Origin of the sequence: Carnobacterium sp., assembly GCF_045617425.1 — a bacterium.
Lineage (GTDB): Bacteria > Bacillota > Bacilli > Lactobacillales > Carnobacteriaceae > Carnobacterium_B.
In genome coordinates this window covers 1-20,731 of record NZ_JAZLIO010000009.1, presented here as the reverse complement: position 1 = coordinate 20,731, position 20,731 = coordinate 1, and the positions used below count along the sequence as shown (strand labels likewise).

Sequence of the window (20,731 nt, the reverse complement as noted above, 5' to 3'; positions counted from 1 at the left end):
AATTGTTTTAAAAATATTTAATTGTAGTTAGGTACTATATGAATGAACTTATTATTAAATCTTAAAAAGTAGGAGATAAACTTGGATAAAAAAAATTACGTTTTGACTTTTCTTTTGATGCTATGTAATCTAATTTTATGTTTGATAAATTATTATAATGTTATTATTTTTTTTGTGATTAGCTTAGTTATCTTAGCAAGTAGGAAGGTTGCATTATGTTTAACAAAAAAAATTAAAATTGGTTTAATAGTCTTTATTCTCTTTTATAGTTTAATAAATATAATCTCTTTTTTATTGAATAGGCCTATAAGGTATGAATACTATGCATTTATTTCATTTGTAAAACTCTTTTTGTACACTGGCTTATTGTGGCTTTATATAAGTGGAGTAGCAAAAAAATTCATTCCAGAAAAAATAAATGTTTTGAATACTAATTTAAAAGACAAAATGTTTCAGTTGAATTCTCAGCACCATCTTTTTTTTGTTTTTATGATGTTAGTAATTTTACATAGTATTTACTTCTTTGCGTTTAGTCCTGGCAACATGTACATTGATTCTTATTCTCAATGGGGACAGGCAATGGGAGGAATAAAAGTAGATGATTGGCATCCCGTATTTTCAACCTTGTTACTCCGTATTTCTTTTTATATTACAGGGACTCCGATAGTATTTACTTTACTACAAGTTCTAGGAAGTATAGCAGTATTTACGTATGCATCAAAAATATTATTAGAAAAAAAAATTAAACCTGTTTTCGTTTATTTTTTCATTTTGTTTATTATGTCTAGTACTGTAACTCTTCCAAGTGTGACAACTATTTATAAAGACAATTTATATAATATTGCTTTGTTCTTTATGACATTATTTTTATTTGAAATTGTAGATTCAAAGGGACAATGGTTAAAAAATAATATTTGGCACGTGGTATTTTTTACGGTAAATGCAATCTTTCTAATGCTTTGTCGTCATAATGGAGTGTATGTATTGATTGCATCTTGTATACTATTTATTCTATTCTTTAAGGGGTTACGTATTTATTTTACAGCGTTTTTAGGAGTAGTAGTAACGATTTACATGCTGTTTACTGGACCTATATTTAGTCATTACAATATAGAAGAAGGTTCGTCTAGTGAAAAATATAGTATTTTGTTACAACATATTGGAAGTGTGATAGCGTATGATGGGCAAATTGATCCTGAAGATGCTGAATACTTGAATCAATTACTACCTTTAGATATTTGGAAAGAAAAATATACAGAGGAAATGATTGATCCAGTAAAATTTCATGCTTCGTATAATAGAGAAGTTATTAATGAAAATGAATTAACATTTGTAAAAGTATGGTGGAATGTATTCAAAAATAATCCGTTGTTAGCTCTTAAAGGTCATTTAGAACAAATTAGACCGCTCTGGGATATAAATGGCTGGGAGCATGGACTAGCAGGAGCAGTAATGTTTCACTTTTTTATTGATTCTCCAAAAGAATATTATGACCCATATTTACAAGAATATACTTTTGAATCAGATGATTTACGTAGTTTAATTGAAGAATACAGTTTTTGGAAAAATGACTATAATATTGAGACTAAACCATTTTTAACTACCCTACCGGCATTAGCACTGGTATGTTTAATCATAAGTACAATTATACTCATTAAAGAAAAAAAATTCCAATTGTTATTAGTTGTTATCCCGGTATTGATGAATAATGGAACCTTGCTGCTTGCAATGCCAGCTTATAATATGAGATATGTTATATCAACAGTTTATATTGGATTGTTTTGTTTGTTTTTACCATTTATGTTAGACAAAAGAAAAGATACTATATTGGAGGAAAATAATGAATACTAAAGAAATAGCTATATTGATTCCTTGTTATAATGAAAGTAAAACAATTGCGAAGGTAATTGCAGATTTTAAAGAAGTATTGCCTCAAGCAACGATTTACGTATACGATAATAATTCAACAGATGGGACAGATGAGATTGCTCGAAAAGCTGGAGCAACTGTTAAGCATGTTTATCAACAAGGTAAAGGGAATGTGATTCGAGCTATGTTTCGGGATATTACAGCAGATTGCTACTTGATGATTGATGGGGATGACACTTATCCAGCAGAGTACGCTCCGGAGATGGTAGAGTCAATATTAGAAGGTCGTTCCGAAATGGTTATAGGTGATCGCTTATCATCTACTTACTTTGAAGAAAATAAACGTCCTTTTCATAATGTTGGAAACAAAGTAGTACGTGGCTTGATTAATTTATTGTTTAAAAATAACGTTAGAGATATTATGACGGGCTATCGTGCATTTAGTTTTGGATTTGTAAAAACGTTTCCTGTTCTGTCTAAAGGTTTTGAAATCGAAACTGAAATGACTATTCATGCATTAGATAAGAAACTAGCTATGGAGAATGTTGTTGTAGGTTACCGTGATCGACCTGAAGGAAGTGTATCAAAATTAAATACTTATTCGGATGGGTTTAAAGTTATAAAAACAATTGGAAGACTGTTTAAAAATTACAAACCATTTGTCTTTTTATCAATTATAGCGGCTATTTTAGCGCTAATTTCAATAGCGTTATTTGTTCCTGTGTGGTTAGATTTTCAGCAAACAGGTTTAGTATTACGATTCCCAACTTTAATTGTCTCTGGATTCTTTATGATTGCAGCCCTACAATCATTTATAAGTGGAATAATTTTAGACGTTTTAATTCAAAGTAGTAAGCAAAGTTTTGAATTGGACTTTAATAAAATCATGGAGTTGCGCTATTTAAGTACTAGAAAGGGTAAATAGTTGTATTTTATATAATTTATCATTAAATAATAAAATATTTTCTTAATTTCCAAAAAAATATCCACAAATGGTTTGTGGGTATTTTTTTGGATAATTTTATAATAAAAAGTCTATAAGAAAGTAATTGCAATTTATTAATGAATTGGTACAATATAAAGGAACATACATAACACAAAGATTTTTGCTTATTGCGAAGATCAAGAAAAGGGTGAAATAATGTCACAATCAAGATCCGAACTGCGAAGACCAAGCAAAAAACCAACGAAAAAAAGAAATGGTTTGAAAATTTTTCTAATAATTATTTTAGTATTATTTATTGCAATTGGCCTTTTTATTTGGAAGGTCTATAGTGATGTAGCAGGCACAACAGAAAAAATTTATAAAGATGTTGAAACAGAAGATGTACGAAATGGTTCAGTTGATATCAGCAAGAAAGACCCATTTTCTATTCTTTTGTTAGGTGTAGATACTGGAGATTTGGGTAGAACTGAGCAAGGTCGTTCAGACACGATGATGGTTATGACAGTGAATCCTAATACAGATAAAACTACAATTGTCAGCATTCCTCGTGACACACGTACTGAAATCGTAGGTCACGGAACAACCGATAAAATCAACCATGCCTATGCATTTGGTGGAACAGCTATGTCAGTGAATACGGTTCAAAACATGTTAAATATACCCATTGATTACTATGTTGAAGTTAATATGCAAGGCCTTCAGGATGTCGTTAACGCTGTAGGTGGAGTGCAAGTAACTAGTCCTTTAACATTTTCTTCAGAAGGATATAATTTTACAGAAGGCGTTTCTGCTTCTTTGGATGGCAAAGCAGCACTTGCTTATTCTAGAATGCGCTATGAAGATCCTGCTGGAGATAATGGACGCCAAGAAAGACAACGACAAATTATACAGGCAACCGTTGAAAAAGTAGCTTCTCTATCTACTATTTCAAATTATCAAGATATTTTAGGTTCGTTAGAAAATAATATGCAAACAAATCTTGAATTTGACGATATGGTAAAAATATTTAATAATTATCGTTCAGCTGCTGGAAATATCCAACAAGAGCAACTTATAGCTGAGGGTACAACTATTGATGGAATTTACTACGGTATCGTTTCCGATGGTGAGATGAGTAGAGTTACTGAATTATTGAAAGAACAATTGGAATTAAATTAATAAGAAAGACACTATGAATACTTCATAGTGTCTTTCTTATTAACTAGTTTATCTAATAAACGAATTCTCAGTAAAATACGGACTGATTGTTTTTGTACCAACAATCTGCTATTATTAGTGTGTTAGTTTGAATTTAAATGGTTTAAATATAAAATTTAAAGGAGTAATCAATTTGAAAATTACAGTAGTTGGAACTGGCTACGTTGGATTATCCAATGCCGTTCTTTTAGCGCAACACAATGAAGTTACAGCATTAGAAATTATTGAAGAAAAAGTTGAACTAATAAACAATAAAAAATCACCAATCGTAGATAAAGAAATTGAAGAATACTTATCAACCAAAGTATTGAATTTAACTGCCACAACGGATAAAAAAACTGCGTACAATGATGCTAAGTATGTTATCATTGCCACGCCAACTAACTATGACGATAAAAAAAATTATTTTGATACTTCAACCGTAGAAGGTGTTATTGAAGATGTTTTAAAATACAATCCACAAGCTACCATGATTATAAAATCAACTGTACCAGTAGGCTATACTAAAGAAACAAGAGAAAAGTATGGTGTAGACAACATTATTTTTGCTCCAGAATTTTTACGGGAAGGTAAAGCTCTTTATGATAACCTTTATCCATCCCGTATAATTGTAGGAGAAAAATTAGAAACAGCTAAAGTGTTTGCTAACTTATTGGTTGAAGCCGCCCTAAAAAAAGATATTGACGTTTTATTCATGAATTCCACAGAAGCAGAAGCAGTTAAGTTGTTTTCAAATACTTACTTAGCCTTGCGTGTAGCTTATTTTAATGAATTGGATACGTATGCAGAAGTTAGAGGGTTAGATACTAAGTCAATCGTTGAAGGTGTAGGTTTAGATCCAAGAATTGGGACACATTATAACAATCCTTCATTCGGATATGGTGGGTATTGCTTACCAAAAGACACTAAACAACTACTTGCTAATTATGAAGATGTACCAAATAATATTATTGGTGCAATTGTAGATGCAAACCGCACACGTAAAGATCATGTAGCAAATATGATCTTAAAACGCAATCCAAAAATAGTCGGAATCTATCGCTTGACTATGAAAACAGATTCAGATAACTTTAGAGCTTCATCTATACAAGGGATTATGAAGCGTATCAAGGCAAGAGGAATCGAAGTAGTAGTTTATGAACCTGTTTTAAAAGAGGATACATTCTACAATTCAAAAGTAATTCCTGATTTTGAAGAATTTAAAAAAGTTTCAGATGTGATTGTTTCAAATCGACTAGCTGAAGAATTAATGGATGTACAAGAAAAAGTTTATACGAGAGATTTGTTCCATACAGACTAATAATTGATGGGAATATAATAATGGAGGTAATGAATATGTCAAAAGTAAGAAAAGCTATTATTCCCGCAGCTGGTTTAGGTACTCGTTTTTTACCAGCTACAAAAGCTACTGCAAAGGAAATGCTGCCAATTGTAGATAAACCAACAATTCAGTTTATTATTGAAGAAGCAATTGATTCAGGAATTGAAGAAATTTTAATCGTTACTGGAAGAAGCAAGCGATCAATTGAAGATCATTTTGATTCTAACTTTGAATTAGAACAAAATCTACAAGAAAAAGAAAAGTTCGAATTATTAAAATTAGTTGAAAGTACTACAAAGATTAAATTGCATTTTGTGCGTCAGTCTTATCCTAAAGGTTTAGGAGATGCGGTTTTACATGGTAAAAGTTTTGTAGGAAATGAACCCTTTATTGTATTGCTTGGTGACGACTTGATGGTTGATGAAATTCCATTGACGAAACAATTAATGAACCATTACGATGAAACTCAATCTTCAGTGTTGGCTACAATGCGTGTTCCACATAAAGACACATCTAAGTATGGAATTGTCGATATTGATGGAGAAGTTTCTAAAGATTTATATAAAGTTAATCACTTTGTTGAAAAACCAAAACCAGATGATGCTCCTAGTGATTTAGCGATTATTGGTCGGTATCTATTAACACCTGAGATTTTTGAAGTATTAGAAAATCAAGAACCAGGTGCTGGAAACGAAGTACAATTAACGGATGCTATTGAAACGCTTAATAAAACACAACAAGTTTTAGCCCATGAATTCAAAGGGAAACGTTATGATGTTGGGGACAAATTTGGTTATATGATGACAAATATTGAATATGGACTTGAACATAAAGAGATTAAAGATAATTTAAAAGAATATATTATTAAATTAAGTAAGGAATTAGATGGTAGGTTATAATTTCAAAAATAAAGAGCTAATCATATGCTCTTTATTTTTTTATAGATTACAAATAAATAATAAAATGATGGAAAATTATTAAAGAACTAAAATAAAAAAAACATTTTTTTGTCACAATTAAGTTCACAAAGAAAATTCGTATGGTATACTGTTTAATGTCATAAAAAAATTAATATTGATTTAATAAAAAAGGTATAAGCAGGAGGAAAACATGGAAGAAGAAATAAGTTTGACAGAATTATTTAGTACATTAAAAAAACGCTTGTCAATGATCATGAGTTTAGGTCTGATTGCTTTGATTGTAGCGGCTGGCTTTACGTTTTTTATTGCAACTCCACAGTACAATGCTACAACTCAAATATTGGTAAATCGGACAACAGAATCTGCGGAAGGACTTCAACTTACTGATATCAATACTAACGTGCAGATGATCAATACATATAAAGACATTATAAAAGGTCCAGTTATATTAAATGAAGTTCGTGAAACCTTAGGAACAAATTTAACAGCAACTGAATTATCAAATAAAGTTGAAATTACAACGCAAGAAAATTCACAAGTTTTTTCATTAACAGTAACTGATGAAAGTCCATACGAAGCCACAGATATTGCAAACGCTGTTGCTAATACTTTCCAAAGTGAAATAGGGAATATTATGAATGTGGAAAACGTGACCATTATTTCTGAAGCAGTACCTAATACCAATCAAATTTCTCCAAATAATTTATTAAATTTAGTGATTGGTTTACTTATTGGATTAATGATAGGTGTAGGGATTGCATTCTTATTAGAATTCATGGATAAAACAGTCAGAGATGAGCGGTTTATTACAGAAAAATTAGGCTGGTCAGTACTTGGAAATGTTTCTGAAATGTCAAATGATGAATTACATGCTGAAGTAAAAGTTAAACGACCAGAATTAAATTCCAGAAGAACGAAAAGTAGAGTATAAAAGAGGTGAGAGAAGTGTTTAATAAAAAGAAGAAACAAATAGAAACAAATGAACGACCTAGTTTAGTAACTTTAACAAGACCAAGTTCAGTCATTGCAGAGCAATTCAGAACGATCCGTACAAACATTCAATTTTCAATGGTAGATAAAAATCTGAAAACACTCGTTATTACTTCAGCTGGCCCAGGAGCAGGAAAGTCAACGATATCAGCTAATTTAGCAGTTACGTTTGCCATGCAAGGAAAAAAAGTTTTGATTGTCGATGCTGATATGCGTAAACCGACAGTTCACAAAACATTTCGATTACCTAATCGTGATGGATTGACAACTTTATTGACAGAAAAAGAAGTTGAAATCAAAAATATTGCTCATCATTTGGATACCGAAGGACTATTTATTATTACAAGTGGCGTTATTCCGCCTAATCCATCTGAACTATTAGCATCTAATCGAATGAATCAACTAATGACAGAATTTGAAGAGTTATTTGATTTGATTATCTTTGATATGCCACCAGTTATTGCGGTTACAGATGCCCAAGTGATGGCAAGTAAAGCTGATGGTACTATCTTTGTGGTTAATAAGAATGGTGCAGACAAAGAAATGGTGACGAAATCAAAAGAATTACTAGAAAAAGTAAAAGCAAATGTTATTGGTGTAGTGTTCAATAGAGTGGAATTGAAAGGTGATAATAATTATTATTACTATGGGGAAGGTGAGTGAATGTGATGATGAACTCACTTTATCATCACTTCTTTTAAATTAGTTCCGCAACTAAATAATTAGAGGGTTCTTAGCAATAGACATCCTGTCTTTGCTAAGAAGGTCACTTTTTTCTTAGGTACAGTATAAAAAAAAATAAATAATGTATACATTATTTATTTTTTTTTATATACTAACTTGTTGAAATTTTACAGGAGAAACTAAATAATCGAGCTATTTCAGTTAAAATAAAATCATAATAAAAAGTACATATATTAGGAGATTTATTTAGAAAATATCTCTTTGAAAAAAATTAGTTCATAAATACAAATATTATTTACTAATCTATATTTTCTATGAATACGATTCTACATTTTACGTAAGCTTTAATTTGAAATATTTAAAGCTAATACAATAAAAAAACTAAATTCACAAAACTTTTTTATTGTATTTTAAAGGAGGAGTTCAGAAAAATTATGAGTAGGAAAATAAAAAAAAGTATTCTGATTGGATTTGATAGTCTTTCTATATTGACATCAGGATTGATAGCATATTTCTTTTTAGATCCTTATATTGCACTTACAGTTCAATCATTTACTACAACTTTAGGATTAACAATCATTCTTTATCTAATCTTTGCAACTCAATACAAGTTATTTTCTAAGATTAATCGCTATACAAGTATACGTGAATCTCTAGCTGTAGTAGCTTGTGTTTCTTTTTCATTTATTGCTTCTGGACTTATTTCTGTAGTGTTGTTACAGACAGTAAGTTTTAGGTTTATTGTATTGACTTATATCTTTTCATTAGCAAGTATAGTTGGAAGTAGAATTCTGTGGCGTATCTTTAATGAACACCAATATAAGAAGTTACATGGACACTTAGTTGAACAACAAATCAGAACACTTGTTGTAGGTGCGGGTAATGGTGGCAGTGTTTTTATACGTAGCTTAAAACGCAACCCTAGTGATGTAAAAGTTGTTGGAATTGTTGATGATGATTTTTCGAAATTAAAAACGTTGATGTATGAAGTACCTATAATCGGAAATATAAAGGATATTCCTGAACTGGTGAAAAAATATAGAGCTCAGCAAATTACAATTGCCATCCCTTCTTTAAAACCAAAAGAGTATGAAAGAATATTAGATATTTGTAATCAAGCGGAGATCACGGTTAATCAAATGCCTTCTATAGAAGACGTTTTACAAGGGAAATTATCTGTTAGTCAATTTAGAGAAATTGATGTTGTAGATTTATTAGGACGGGATGAAGTCAAATTAGACATGCAAAAAATTTCTACAAAGCTTTCTGGGAAAACAGTATTAGTGAGTGGCGCAGGAGGGTCAATTGGCTCAGAGATTTGTCGTCAAATTGCAAGATTCTCACCCAAGAAAATTATTTTGTTAGGACATGGTGAGAACTCTATTTATCAAATCAATAAAGAACTAAATAATAAGTACACTGGACAAATTGAAATTGTTCCTATAATTGCAGATATTCAAGATCGTAATAGAATTTTTGAAGTTATGCAACAATACATACCAGATCGTGTTTATCATGCTGCAGCTCATAAGCATGTACCCATGATGGAATACAATCCAAGAGAAGCCGTTAAAAATAATATATATGGTACTAAAAATATGGCTGAAGCTGCTAAGGCAGCAGGAGTAAATAGTTTTGTCATGATTTCAACTGATAAAGCCGTGAATCCTCCGAATATTATGGGAGCAACTAAGCGTGTTGCTGAAATGATTGTTACTGGACTAAATGAACCAGGAAACACAAAATTTGCAGCAGTGCGATTTGGCAATGTCTTAGGCAGCCGTGGAAGTGTTGTGCCTTTATTTAAGGAACAAATTAAAAGTGGTGGACCGGTTACTGTGACTGACTTTCGCATGACTCGTTACTTCATGACAATACCAGAAGCTAGTCGGTTAGTTATTCAAGCTGGAGCCTTGGCTCAAGGTGGAGAGATTTTTATACTGGATATGGGAGAACCTGTTAAAATTGTTGATTTAGCTAAAAAAGTGGTCAAACTTAGTGGATTTACAGAAAATGAAATTCCTATCCTTGAAACGGGTATTAGACCTGGAGAAAAACTTTACGAAGAATTACTAGTAGATAGCGAACAAACTGATCAACAAGTGTATGAAAAAATATTTGTTGGCAAAGTGACTGACAAGCCTTTAGGTAATGTTATGGAATTTGTATATACGTTAGATAACTGTAGCAGTGAAGAACTTAAAGAACGGTTGATTGGATTCGCAAACGAGAAGTCAGAAAAAAATGCTGTTAGCTACGCTCAAAATAAAAATGAAGGAGTTTATAATGATGTACCAAAAAATATTCAAACGAGTTATTGATGTTATGTTAACATCAATTGGTCTAATCATATTATCTCCATTATTTTTACTTATCGCTTTAGCTATTAAATTGGATTCAAAAGGGCCGATTTTTTTCAAGCAAAAAAGAGTTGGGAAAAACAAAGTATTGTTTAAGATTTATAAATTTAGGACTATGAAAGTAGATACCCCAAGTGATGCACCCACTCATTTATTGAAGAAGCCAGATTTTTTTATTACAAAAGCAGGTAAATTTTTAAGGAAAACAAGTTTAGATGAATTACCTCAATTGATTAATATCCTTAAAGGTGAAATGAGTATCATTGGTCCAAGACCAGCTTTATGGAATCAATATGATTTAGTAAATGAACGCGATAAATTCCATGCTAATGATATTTATCCAGGACTAACCGGTTGGGCTCAAATCAATGGACGGGATGAACTTCCCATTCAAAAAAAAGCAGTTTTAGATGGTGAATACATGAAGAATATAAGTTTTCTATTTGATGTGAAATGCTTTATTGGCACCATTATTAGCGTAGTGAAAAATGATGGTGTTGTCGAAGGTGGAACAGGATCACTGAAGAATCGCGAGGCAATGAAAAATGACTAAAAAAATTTTAATAACTGGTAAAAATAGCTATGTTGGAAATCAACTAGCTGAATGGCTTAATAAAGAACCTGATGAATATGAAGTTGTAAAAGAATCTATACGAAATGATAAATGGAAAGAACTGAATTTTTCTGATTTTGATGTGATTGTTCATGTAGCTGGACTAGTTCATAGAAAAGAGAGTACAGAAAGCGAAAAGATATTTTATGAAATAAATAAGAAATTAACTATGAATATAGCTAAAAAAGCTTATGAACAAGGGGTAACTCAATTTATTTTTTTAAGTACTATTTCTGTTTATGGATTAAGTGGTTCACTTAAAAGCAAAATAATAATTGACAAGCAAACACCATACTTACCTACTACGTTTTACGGAAAAAGTAAATTAGCAGCAGAAAAAGAATTAGAAAAAATGAATAATAAGCAATTTAAAATTGCTATTATTAGACCTCCGATGATATACGGAAAAGATGCTCCTGGTAATTTTAAAAAACTTCAAAATTTAGTTTTAAAAATGCCAATATTTCCTTTAATTAATAATCAAAGGAGTATGATTTTTGTAGATAATTTATCTGAATTCATAAAATTATTAATAGATAATAATGACAGGGGATTGTTTTTCCCTCAAAATAGAGAATATGTAAACACTACAACGTTAGTAAAGAGAATAGCCTTAGAAAATTCAAAAAAAATCAGGTTTTCTAAGTTAATGTCTAAATTTATTTATAAATTCGGAGAGAATAGAAGTGTTTTTATAAAGTTGTTTGGTAACTTAGTTATAGATAGAAATCTTTCGAATTACAATAATTTTGACTATTCTAAGATAGAGTTTGAAAAATCAATTATGTTATCCAAAAAAAATAACTGAAGAGGAATGCTGTAAATGAAAAAAGATATATTAATATTATGTCAATATTTTTATCCTGAGTATGTTTCTTCAGCAACTCTCCCCACTGATTTGGCGGAGGACCTTGTAAAAAAAGGATTATCTGTAGATGTTATCTGTGGAGTTCCGAAAGAATATTACGATGGAGAGAAAGTTGAAAAAAAAGAGGTTTATAAAGGAATCGGTATACACAGAGTAAATTATACAGAGCATAATAATAAAACAAAAATTGGACGAATTATTAATTTTTTTTCATTCTTTTTTTCTATAGTATTAAAAACTCCAAGAATGTTTAAATATAAGACGATAATTGTTTATTCAAACCCACCAATACTTCCTTTGATACCGTATATAATTTCTTTATTTACAAAGACAAAATACATTTTTATTGCCTATGATATCTATCCAGATAATGCTTTATTATTGGGAGCAATAAGTAAAGGATCTATTATTGAAAAAACAATGAAGTTGATTAATAAAAGAGTTTATACGACAGCATCTAAAGTTGTTGTTTTAGGAAATGAAATGAAAAGTTATTTAATAAAAAATAAGATTGCAATAAACGCTGAAAATTTGGTCATCATACCAAACTGGTATAATGAAATAATTGAAAATAATATAGAAATAAAAAATAACGAATTTCTAAAAATAAAAGAAAATAGACCTTTTGTTGTCTTATATAGTGGTAATATGGGACCAATGCAAGATATAGATACTATACTTAATGCTGCTTTAAACTTAAAAGAAAATAAAAATATTTCCTTTTTATTTTGTGGCCATGGAAGTAAAGTACAAGCAATAGAAAAATTTATCAAAGAAAATGAATTGGATAATTGTAAGTTATATGGTTTTTTAAAAGGGAATGATTATAAAGAAGTATTACGGATTTCTAATTTGACCATAGTAAGTTTAGAAAAAGGTGTGGAAGGGATTGGAGTACCTAGCAAAACATATGGGTATTTTGCTGCAGGTAAACCTGTCATTGCGATAATGACAGATGACACTGACATAGCTAATAATTTAAAAGAATACAACGCAGGAACAAATATACATCAAGGAGACGTAAGTATGCTTGTAAACCTAATCTTAGAATACCAAAATAATGTTCAAGAAAATAATATTAGAGCAATAAACTCAAAAAAGTTATTTAATGATTTGTACCGAAGAGAATTATGTACAGAAAAATATTATGAGATTATTAATGAGCTTATTGATGATGAAAAAGTAAAGGTTGGTGAGTATTAAAATGTTTAATAACAAAATATTATTAATAACAGGTGGTACTGGATCATTTGGAAATGCAGTACTAAAAGGATTTTTAGATAGTGGTATTAAAGAGATTAGAATATTTTCAAGAGATGAAAAAAAACAAGATGACATGAGAAAAAAATATAATAATCCTAAAATTAAATATTTCATTGGTGATGTACGAGACATTAACAGTGTTAGAAATGCTATGTACAATGTGGATTATGTATTTCATTCTGCAGCTTTAAAACAAGTACCTTCGTGTGAGTTTTTTCCAATGGAGGCTGTAAAAACGAATGTTATAGGTACAGATAATGTACTTATCGCTGCTATTGAAGCTGGAGTTAAAAAAGTGATTTGCTTATCTACAGATAAAGCAGCATATCCTATTAATGCTATGGGAACCTCAAAAGCTATGATGGAAAAAGTTTTTGTCGCAAAATCTCGTAATGTTGACCCAGAACAAACTTTAATATGTGGTACAAGGTATGGAAATGTTATGGCTTCACGTGGTAGTGTTATTCCTTTATTTATTGAACAATTAAAAAAGGGTAAATCACTTACCGTTACAGAAGGTAGTATGACGCGTTTTATGATGAGCTTAGAAGAAGCTGTTGATTTAGTTATCTTTGCTTTCCAAAATGCTGTACAAGGGGATATTATGGTACAAAAAGCACCAGCAAGTACTATTGATACTTTGGTAAAAGCTTTACAAATAATATTTAAAACAAATGTACCGGTTGAAGTCATCGGAATCAGACATGGTGAAAAAATGTACGAATCTTTATTAACCAAAGAGGAAGCGGCTCATGCAATCGATATGGGTGGATTTTACCGGGTACCTTCAGACAAACGAGACCTAAATTACGGCAAATTCTTTGAAGAAGGAAATAAAGATGCTGTACATATTGATGAATATAACTCAGATAATACTCATCAACTTACAGTAGATGAACTGGTTGATAAACTATTGAAATTAGATTATATCCAAGATGAACTGGTTAAGTGGGGTATTTATAGTGAAAATATTAGTAACAGGGGCTAAAGGTTTCATCGGGAAAAATTTAATAGCTGAATTAACAAATATAGGGTATGGAGATATATTTCAAGTTAGCAGAGATACAGATTGGAATTTATTAGATAAATATACAAATGAATGTGACTTTGTGTTTCATCTTGCTGGGGTTAACAGACCAGAAAAAGAAGAAGAGTTTATGAAAGGTAATGTTTATTTCACTTTTCAACTACTTGAACTTCTGAAGAAAAATAAGAACAAAGCTCCTGTTTTAATGACTTCTTCTATCCAAGCTGAGCAAGACAACCCTTATGGCAAAAGTAAAAAAGCTGGAGAAGAAATGATTTTTAATTATGGAAAACAAATTGGCTCTAAAGTATATGTATATCGGTTACCAAATGTTTTTGGGAAATGGAGTAAACCAAACTACAACACTGTAGTAGCAACTTATTGTTATAACATTGCAAGAAATATAGATATACAAATTAATAATCCAGATGCACAGCTAACTTTTTGTTATATTGATGATGTCATAAAGGAATTTGTTTCTATTTTAAATAATCAAATAAGTAGTGAAGAAAAAATTCAAAAAATAACTAAAGATTATCATATTACATTAGGGGACCTTGCTAAAACAATTAAAAGCTTTAAAGAGAGTCGCAATGATTTAATGGTACCTGATATGGAAAATGAATTAACAAAGAAATTATATAGCACTTATTTAAGCTTTTTACCAGAAGACAATTTTTCTTACGATTTAAAGATGAATATTGACCAAAGAGGATCTTTCACAGAGTTTATAAAAACACCAGATAGAGGACAAGTTTCCATTAATGTATCAAAAACTGGTATCACTAAAGGAAATCACTGGCATCACACTAAAAATGAAAAATTCTTAGTTGTTAGTGGTAAAGGACAAATTCGTTTTAGAAAACTGGATTCAGAAGAAATCATTGAATACAATGTAACAGGAGACAAACTGCAAGTAGTGGATATTCCTACAGGTTATACCCATTCAATTGTAAATACTGGAGAAACTGATTTAGTAACGGTGATGTGGGCAAACGAACTATTTGACCAAGATAATCCTGATACTTATTATGTGGAGGTTTAAAATGAAAAAACTAAAAGTCATGACTGTCGTTGGAACGAGGCCTGAAATTATTCGTTTATCTGCAGTTATCAATAAATTAGAAGAGTCAGAAGCTATTGAACATATTTTGGTACATACAGGACAAAATTATGATTATGAATTAAATGAAGTTTTCTTTAAAGATTTCCATTTAAGAAAACCGGATTACTTTTTGAACGCTGCAATTGGAACAGCAGTAGAGACGATTGGAAATATTTTAATCAAGGTAGATCCAATTATGGAAGAAGTTCAACCAGATGCCTTTTTAGTACTTGGCGATACAAACAGTTGTTTATGCGCTATTGCTGCAAAAAGAAGGCATATACCGATTTTTCATATGGAAGCAGGAAATCGTTGTTTTGACCAACGTGTTCCAGAAGAAACAAATCGTAAAATTGTAGATCATACTGCTGATATTAATTTAACATATAGTGATATTGCAAGAGAATATCTCTTAGCTGAAGGTTTACCTGCAGATAGGATTATAAAAACAGGGAGTCCTATGTTTGAAGTATTAGATTCTAGAAAAGATGATATTCAAAATTCAACTATATTAGAAAAATTAAATTTAAAAGAGAATAAATACTTTGTTGTTTCTGCACATCGTGAAGAAAACATCGGTTCAGAAGAAAATTTTATGGATTTAGTAGCTACTTTAAACGCAGTAGCAGAAAAATACAATTATCCAGTTATTGTTAGTACACATCCAAGAACTAAAAAAATGATTGAAGAAAAGAACATAACATTTAATCATAACATTCAATTAATGAAGCCTATGGGATTTAATGATTATAATAAACTTCAATTAACTGCTAAAGCTGTATTAAGTGATAGTGGTACAATTAGTGAAGAATCTTCAATTCTTGGATTTAAAGCTCTGAATATTCGACAAGCACATGAAAGGCCTGAAGCAATGGAAGAAGCATCTGTAATGATGGTAGGATTGAAAAAGGAAAGAATTCTGCAAGCATTGATAATATTAGAAACACAAAAAAAGAGTAAATTAAGAAATGTAGCAGATTATAGTATGCCGAATGTTTCTGATAAAGTTTTAAGAATAATAGTATCATACACAGATTATATAAATAGAGTAGTTTGGAGGAAGTAATAAGTGAAAATTCTTCAAATTAATAGTGTGTGCGGCTTTGGAAGCACAGGCAGGATAGCTACTGATTTATACGATGTACTTGAAAAAGAAGGACACGAGTGCTGTATTGCCTATGGCAGAGGAAATGCACCAAAAGGATATAAGACTATGAAAATAGGGAATGACTTTGACTTTTATACACATGTATTAAAAACTAGATTTTTCGATTTACATGGTTATGGATCAAAAATAGCAACAAAAAAACTCATTAAACAGATAGAAGAATACGGCCCAGATATTATTCATCTACATAATATTCATGGGTATTATTTAAATATTGAAATTTTATTTAATTACTTAGACACTGTAGATATACCTATAGTATGGCTACTTCATGATGCTTGGGCTATATCTGGTCATAGTGCACATTTTGATTTGGATTTGAATGGTGAAATACCTATAAAGAGCACAAAAAAGTATCAACAATTAGAATATCCTAAATCTTATTTAATTAATAATTCAAAAAAAAACTACTTAAAGAAAAAAAAGATGTTTACACAAGTAAAAAATATGACTATTATTACACCTTCCCATTGGCTAGCTGAAATAGTAAAAAAATCTTTTTTATCAGAATATGAAATAAAAGTAATTCATAATGGAATTGATTTATCAAAGTTTAAAGTTACACCTAGTCACTTTAAATTTGATGCAGGATTAGCCAATAAAAAAATAATACTTGGAGTAGCTAGTGTGTGGAATGAGAAGAAAGGACTAGATTACTTTATCCAACTCGCACAACAACTAGATGACAATTTTAAAATAGTACTTGTTGGGATTGATAAAAAACAAATAAAAAAACTGGATTCAAATATTTTAGCAATATCTAGAACCAATAATATTAAAGAATTAGCTGCAATATACACAGCAGCGGATATTTTTGTTAATCCAACTTTAGAAGATAATTTTCCAACTACAAATTTAGAAGCACTCGCATGTGGGACTCCGGTAATAACTTTTAATACTGGCGGGAGTCCAGAATCAGTAACTGCCAAAACTGGAAAAGTTATTGAGAGAGGCGAGATTCAATCTTTATATGAATATATTTTGAATTTTAATTATGAGAGAAAAAAAATATATGAATGTAGAAATCAAGCGGAAAAGTTCGAAAAAAGAGATGTATACAAAAAATACTTGAAACTATATCTTTTTTTGAAAAATAAGTAAAAAAGGCTTTTATCATGTTAAGTAATTTTAAAGTCTTTTTGTTTTTTTATGGAAGTAACTATAGAACAAAAATAAGTTAGAAGGTATTTGCTTTTTTGATAAGTTTTTCTTCTATAATAATAGAAAAATAATAGAAATATTAGGATGTGCATTTTACATGTATTAGTTTAAAATGCATAGAGAGTGAAAAAAATCGTCTATTATCACTGCACAGCCTTATTCTAATTATTACTTCATTTCTGGAGCGAAGATTAATAAGATACTTGATTAAGTAGTTGATATTTAATCAAACAATCAAGAAAATAGAAACGCATTCATCTTGCTCTATAAAAAATAGATTCTTTCTAAATTATTTAATATGAATAATATTAAAATTTCCTTAGGAATAGGTGTTAAGTAATGTTATTGAATAAAAAAAATGTTTTTAGTTCTTACATATTTATTTTTGTTATGCTTTTTCTTATAATAAGTATGTTTAAAGAAACAACAATATCTAATTTAAGCGGAATTGTTATGTTTACTTTTATACTTAATGGTTTTGTAATTTTTATTAGATTACTGAAAAGTAGTAAGTTGGGTTATTCTTTAAGCAATATAATTGATATGTTTATGTTTGCCTTTATGTTTTTAGCTCCCATAATACAATATGTGAATAAAACATTCCCATGGGATAACGCTTCTTTAATTACAGACAGAGCAGTAGTTATTACTAATTTTATAATTTTAATATTCCTAGCAATATATTATTTTTTTTATGATCAGTTCACTGCTAAATATAAGAAAAGCACAAAAAAAATTACTTTAGTGAACTTTATAAATGTTAGATTAATGCTAGATATAGGATTTATAATTTCTCTAATTGCTGGAAGTTATATATTTTTTGTTACTGGTTTTACTAATCTTTTTGCAAGGTCAACAAATAGTCTAGGGCTTGACGGTACAACAAGCTTAGTTGTAAATAATTTTTTAAAAGGTTTTCCGATGACGACATTATTGATGAACATTGTGTATTGGCAAAATAATAAAAAATTTTATAACAAATTTCAAGCATTAGTATTGTTAATTATTACAGTCCTACTAAACTTCCCTACAGGTAATCCTAGATTTCAGGTTGCCGTCATTTATTTAGGCTTATTGATAGCCGTAAAACAAAAGTTTAACAACAAATATTTCTTTAAATATCTACTATTTATTGGGCTATTTATTATATTCCCATTGCTTAATATTTTTAGGAATAATACATTTTCAGATTTAGCCGCTTTAAATGTTACAGTATCAAAACCTGTGGATGACTTTTTAACAGGTAATTACGATTCATATTCAATGCTCACAAGAAGTATAATTTATGGGAGTATCAGTGGTACTACTTTAGGAGGGCAATTATTAGGAAGCATACTATTTTTTGTACCCCGTAGCATATGGCCTAATAAGCCAATTGGAAGTGGTGCATTTATTGCGAAATCTTTAGGATGGGACTTTACTAACGTTTCAATGCCATATATAGGGGAAGGTTACATAAATTTTGGATTATTGGGGGTAATCTTATTCTCGATAGTATTGGCTTTTATTACTAGTACCTTAGATTATAAACACGAAAGAATAATAGAAGAGAGGCTATATGAAAAAGTTTCTTTCATAAGTGTTGTTTATCCTATCATGATTGGATTTATATTCTTCATTATGAGAGGAGATTTGCTAAGTTCGCTTTCTTTTACAATCGGAAGTGGAATTTTGCCAATTATTACATTATTAGCTATAGATAAATTATGTTCTTTAAAATAAATAGTCTATCTTAAACTCTACTCAGAAGTTTAAGATTGTGAAAATGGTAATACATTAAAGCGAATAATTTAGATAATTTTGACAATTAATTTTCTTTTTTGAGCAAAAATCCTAAAGGTCTCTATGCTACCCTTACTATTTAAGCAACATTTTAAGAACATTCTTTAATAACAGTTGTATTTTTATTTTTAAAATTAAGTATTAAAGCTATCTACTCTAATCTTATTATTTTAATTGAAAATTATTTATATATCGGTATAAATAAGCTTGTTAATTGTAAAACTCTAGGCAGGAAAGCTTTGATCAGAACAATTTTCTATTTTGTTCTTTCTTAGTAATTTGATTTGTCAAATTAAGCTAGACAAAGTTGATTCACCCACATAACTCAGAAATACTTCCAGAGGTGTCTGATAATCTAAGGACTTTCGCGGGATATTGATTCTCTTGTTTGCGACCGAAGTGACAAAAATTTGGTCGACTTGATTAAAATCCAAATCTTTTGTTAATCCATCTTTTCACATTAAACCTTTGGAGCTTTCATTCAGCGCTCGTTGTGAAGGTGTTTCTGGATTGGAGAAATAAATGGCGATGTCCCGTTGGTTGCATAAAGCCTTCCAATTGAAGAATTCTTTTCCACAATCAAAGGTGATGGATTTAAATAAATGCCGTGGAATCTGTCTCTTTTTCAGCGATATTTCGGGTGAAAGCCTGTTTTCCTCGTCGTTCTTGATGACCACTAGATTTCCGTTTGCCTTTCATAGGCAGAGTCAATTTATCGAATACCTTTTCCTTGAATCGAAGATATAGGGTTCGCATAGAATAACCTATAGGCATCGCTTTCCAGCTAATGATGACATCTGGTGTCCAAACTTGCATTAATTTTAGAATCAACTGAAGTTTATTGACTTAAGTATTTTTATTTAACCAACTTTTTTAAAACGAAAAATAAATACTAATAAAAGAGGTGTTAAGATGATATTATTTGTTTGCAGTTCCCCTATTCAGATTATTAATATGATTAATCTATCTATATCTAATTTCAATACAAAGAATATAGATTTAATAATCTTAGATCATGCCCAAGAAAACAAAAAATATTACGAAGCACTTAAAGGAATTGATTTATTCAATAATATTCAGTTTTTAGAAACAAGTCAAATTACTGGTGGATCTAGTAAGCACAGAACGATTAGATATTTAAAAGCTGGATTAAATGTATTAAATAAAAGTAAACTTGAAAACAAAATAAATAACTATAATTATAATTATGATAAGTTTTTTATATCTTCGCCAGACTTACCATCTCAATTAATCTATTATTATATGAAAAATAAAAATAATAAGATGCAATTGTTTATGATAGAAGAAGGGACATTTGCTTATAGTTTTTTCAATCAAAAAGAAACTATATTAAAGAAAGTATATACAAAATTTATATTTAGGCAGAATATGAACAAAAATTATATAGGAGCGTATGTGTATAAACCAGAATATATGATAATAAATAAAGAAATAAC

General features: G+C 29.9%; 17 protein-coding genes and 1 pseudogene. 17 read left to right on the top strand and 1 reads right to left on the bottom strand.

Annotated features, from left to right (window positions below; all coding sequences use genetic code 11):
- Nucleotides 1-81: 81 nt before the first annotated feature.
- From ACKI3H_RS03425 to ACKI3H_RS03350, 16 genes are all read left to right on the top strand, one after another.
- A complete protein-coding gene (locus tag ACKI3H_RS03425) occupies nucleotides 82-1,851 on the top strand; it encodes a DUF6020 family protein (protein ID WP_407370885.1) in 1,770 nt (589 codons plus the stop codon).
- Nucleotides 1,841-2,794 (top strand): glycosyltransferase family 2 protein, encoded by a 954-nt coding sequence (locus ACKI3H_RS03420; RefSeq protein WP_407370884.1) that lies wholly within the window; start codon nucleotides 1,841-1,843, stop codon nucleotides 2,792-2,794. The genes ACKI3H_RS03425 and ACKI3H_RS03420 overlap by 11 nt, the downstream gene beginning before the upstream one ends.
- 216 nt (nucleotides 2,795-3,010) lie before the next feature.
- Complete coding sequence (locus tag ACKI3H_RS03415) at nucleotides 3,011-3,973, top strand: LCP family protein (protein WP_407370883.1); 963 nt, start codon at nucleotides 3,011-3,013, stop codon at nucleotides 3,971-3,973.
- Between the two features lie 172 nt (nucleotides 3,974-4,145).
- Nucleotides 4,146-5,312: a nucleotide sugar dehydrogenase gene (locus tag ACKI3H_RS03410; protein ID WP_407370882.1), complete on the top strand. Its 1,167-nt coding sequence runs from the start codon at nucleotides 4,146-4,148 to the stop codon at nucleotides 5,310-5,312.
- A 35-nt stretch (nucleotides 5,313-5,347) separates the two neighbouring features.
- Nucleotides 5,348-6,232, top strand: a complete 885-nt coding sequence (galU, locus tag ACKI3H_RS03405) for a UTP--glucose-1-phosphate uridylyltransferase GalU (RefSeq protein WP_407370881.1) — start codon at nucleotides 5,348-5,350, stop codon at nucleotides 6,230-6,232.
- A 211-nt stretch (nucleotides 6,233-6,443) separates the two neighbouring features.
- Nucleotides 6,444-7,184 carry a YveK family protein gene (locus ACKI3H_RS03400; protein ID WP_407370880.1) on the top strand — a complete coding sequence of 247 codons (741 nt, stop codon included), beginning with the start codon at nucleotides 6,444-6,446 and terminating at the stop codon, nucleotides 7,182-7,184.
- A gap of 14 nt (nucleotides 7,185-7,198) precedes the next feature.
- Complete coding sequence (locus tag ACKI3H_RS03395; protein WP_407370879.1) at nucleotides 7,199-7,906, top strand: CpsD/CapB family tyrosine-protein kinase; 708 nt, start codon at nucleotides 7,199-7,201, stop codon at nucleotides 7,904-7,906.
- 455 nt (nucleotides 7,907-8,361) lie between these two features.
- Nucleotides 8,362-10,248: a nucleoside-diphosphate sugar epimerase/dehydratase gene (locus tag ACKI3H_RS03390; RefSeq protein ID WP_407370878.1), complete on the top strand. Its 1,887-nt coding sequence runs from the start codon at nucleotides 8,362-8,364 to the stop codon at nucleotides 10,246-10,248.
- Nucleotides 10,217-10,840: a sugar transferase gene (locus tag ACKI3H_RS03385; protein ID WP_407370877.1), complete on the top strand. Its 624-nt coding sequence runs from the start codon at nucleotides 10,217-10,219 to the stop codon at nucleotides 10,838-10,840. Before ACKI3H_RS03390 ends, ACKI3H_RS03385 begins: the two co-directional genes overlap by 32 nt.
- Nucleotides 10,833-11,708 (top strand): NAD-dependent epimerase/dehydratase family protein, encoded by an 876-nt coding sequence (locus ACKI3H_RS03380; RefSeq protein ID WP_407370876.1) that lies wholly within the window; start codon nucleotides 10,833-10,835, stop codon nucleotides 11,706-11,708. Before ACKI3H_RS03385 ends, ACKI3H_RS03380 begins: the two co-directional genes overlap by 8 nt.
- A 15-nt stretch (nucleotides 11,709-11,723) precedes the next feature.
- Nucleotides 11,724-12,971, top strand: a complete 1,248-nt coding sequence (locus ACKI3H_RS03375; RefSeq protein WP_407370875.1) for a glycosyltransferase family 4 protein — start codon at nucleotides 11,724-11,726, stop codon at nucleotides 12,969-12,971.
- A gap of 1 nt (nucleotide 12,972) precedes the next feature.
- Nucleotides 12,973-14,019: a polysaccharide biosynthesis protein gene (locus ACKI3H_RS03370; RefSeq protein ID WP_407370874.1), complete on the top strand. Its 1,047-nt coding sequence runs from the start codon at nucleotides 12,973-12,975 to the stop codon at nucleotides 14,017-14,019.
- Complete coding sequence (locus ACKI3H_RS03365; RefSeq protein WP_407370873.1) at nucleotides 13,994-15,103, top strand: NAD-dependent epimerase/dehydratase family protein; 1,110 nt, start codon at nucleotides 13,994-13,996, stop codon at nucleotides 15,101-15,103. The genes ACKI3H_RS03370 and ACKI3H_RS03365 overlap by 26 nt, the downstream gene beginning before the upstream one ends.
- 1 nt (nucleotide 15,104) lies before the next feature.
- On the top strand, nucleotides 15,105-16,229 hold the full coding sequence (wecB, locus tag ACKI3H_RS03360; RefSeq protein ID WP_407370872.1) for a non-hydrolyzing UDP-N-acetylglucosamine 2-epimerase: 1,125 nt from the start codon (nucleotides 15,105-15,107) through the stop codon (nucleotides 16,227-16,229).
- 3 nt (nucleotides 16,230-16,232) lie between these two features.
- Complete coding sequence (locus tag ACKI3H_RS03355) at nucleotides 16,233-17,432, top strand: glycosyltransferase (protein WP_407370871.1); 1,200 nt, start codon at nucleotides 16,233-16,235, stop codon at nucleotides 17,430-17,432.
- A gap of 399 nt (nucleotides 17,433-17,831) precedes the next feature.
- Complete coding sequence (locus ACKI3H_RS03350) at nucleotides 17,832-19,214, top strand: O-antigen polymerase (protein ID WP_407370870.1); 1,383 nt, start codon at nucleotides 17,832-17,834, stop codon at nucleotides 19,212-19,214.
- 347 nt (nucleotides 19,215-19,561) lie between these two features.
- Here the strand turns inward: ACKI3H_RS03350 and ACKI3H_RS03345 are convergent.
- Nucleotides 19,562-20,096, bottom strand: a pseudogene (locus ACKI3H_RS03345) (transposase); the annotation flags it as partial.
- A 90-nt stretch (nucleotides 20,097-20,186) separates the two neighbouring features.
- Between ACKI3H_RS03345 and ACKI3H_RS03340 the strand changes: the two are divergent.
- On the top strand, nucleotides 20,187-20,731 hold a 545-nt coding region (locus ACKI3H_RS03340; protein WP_407370869.1), incomplete at its 3' end, for a hypothetical protein.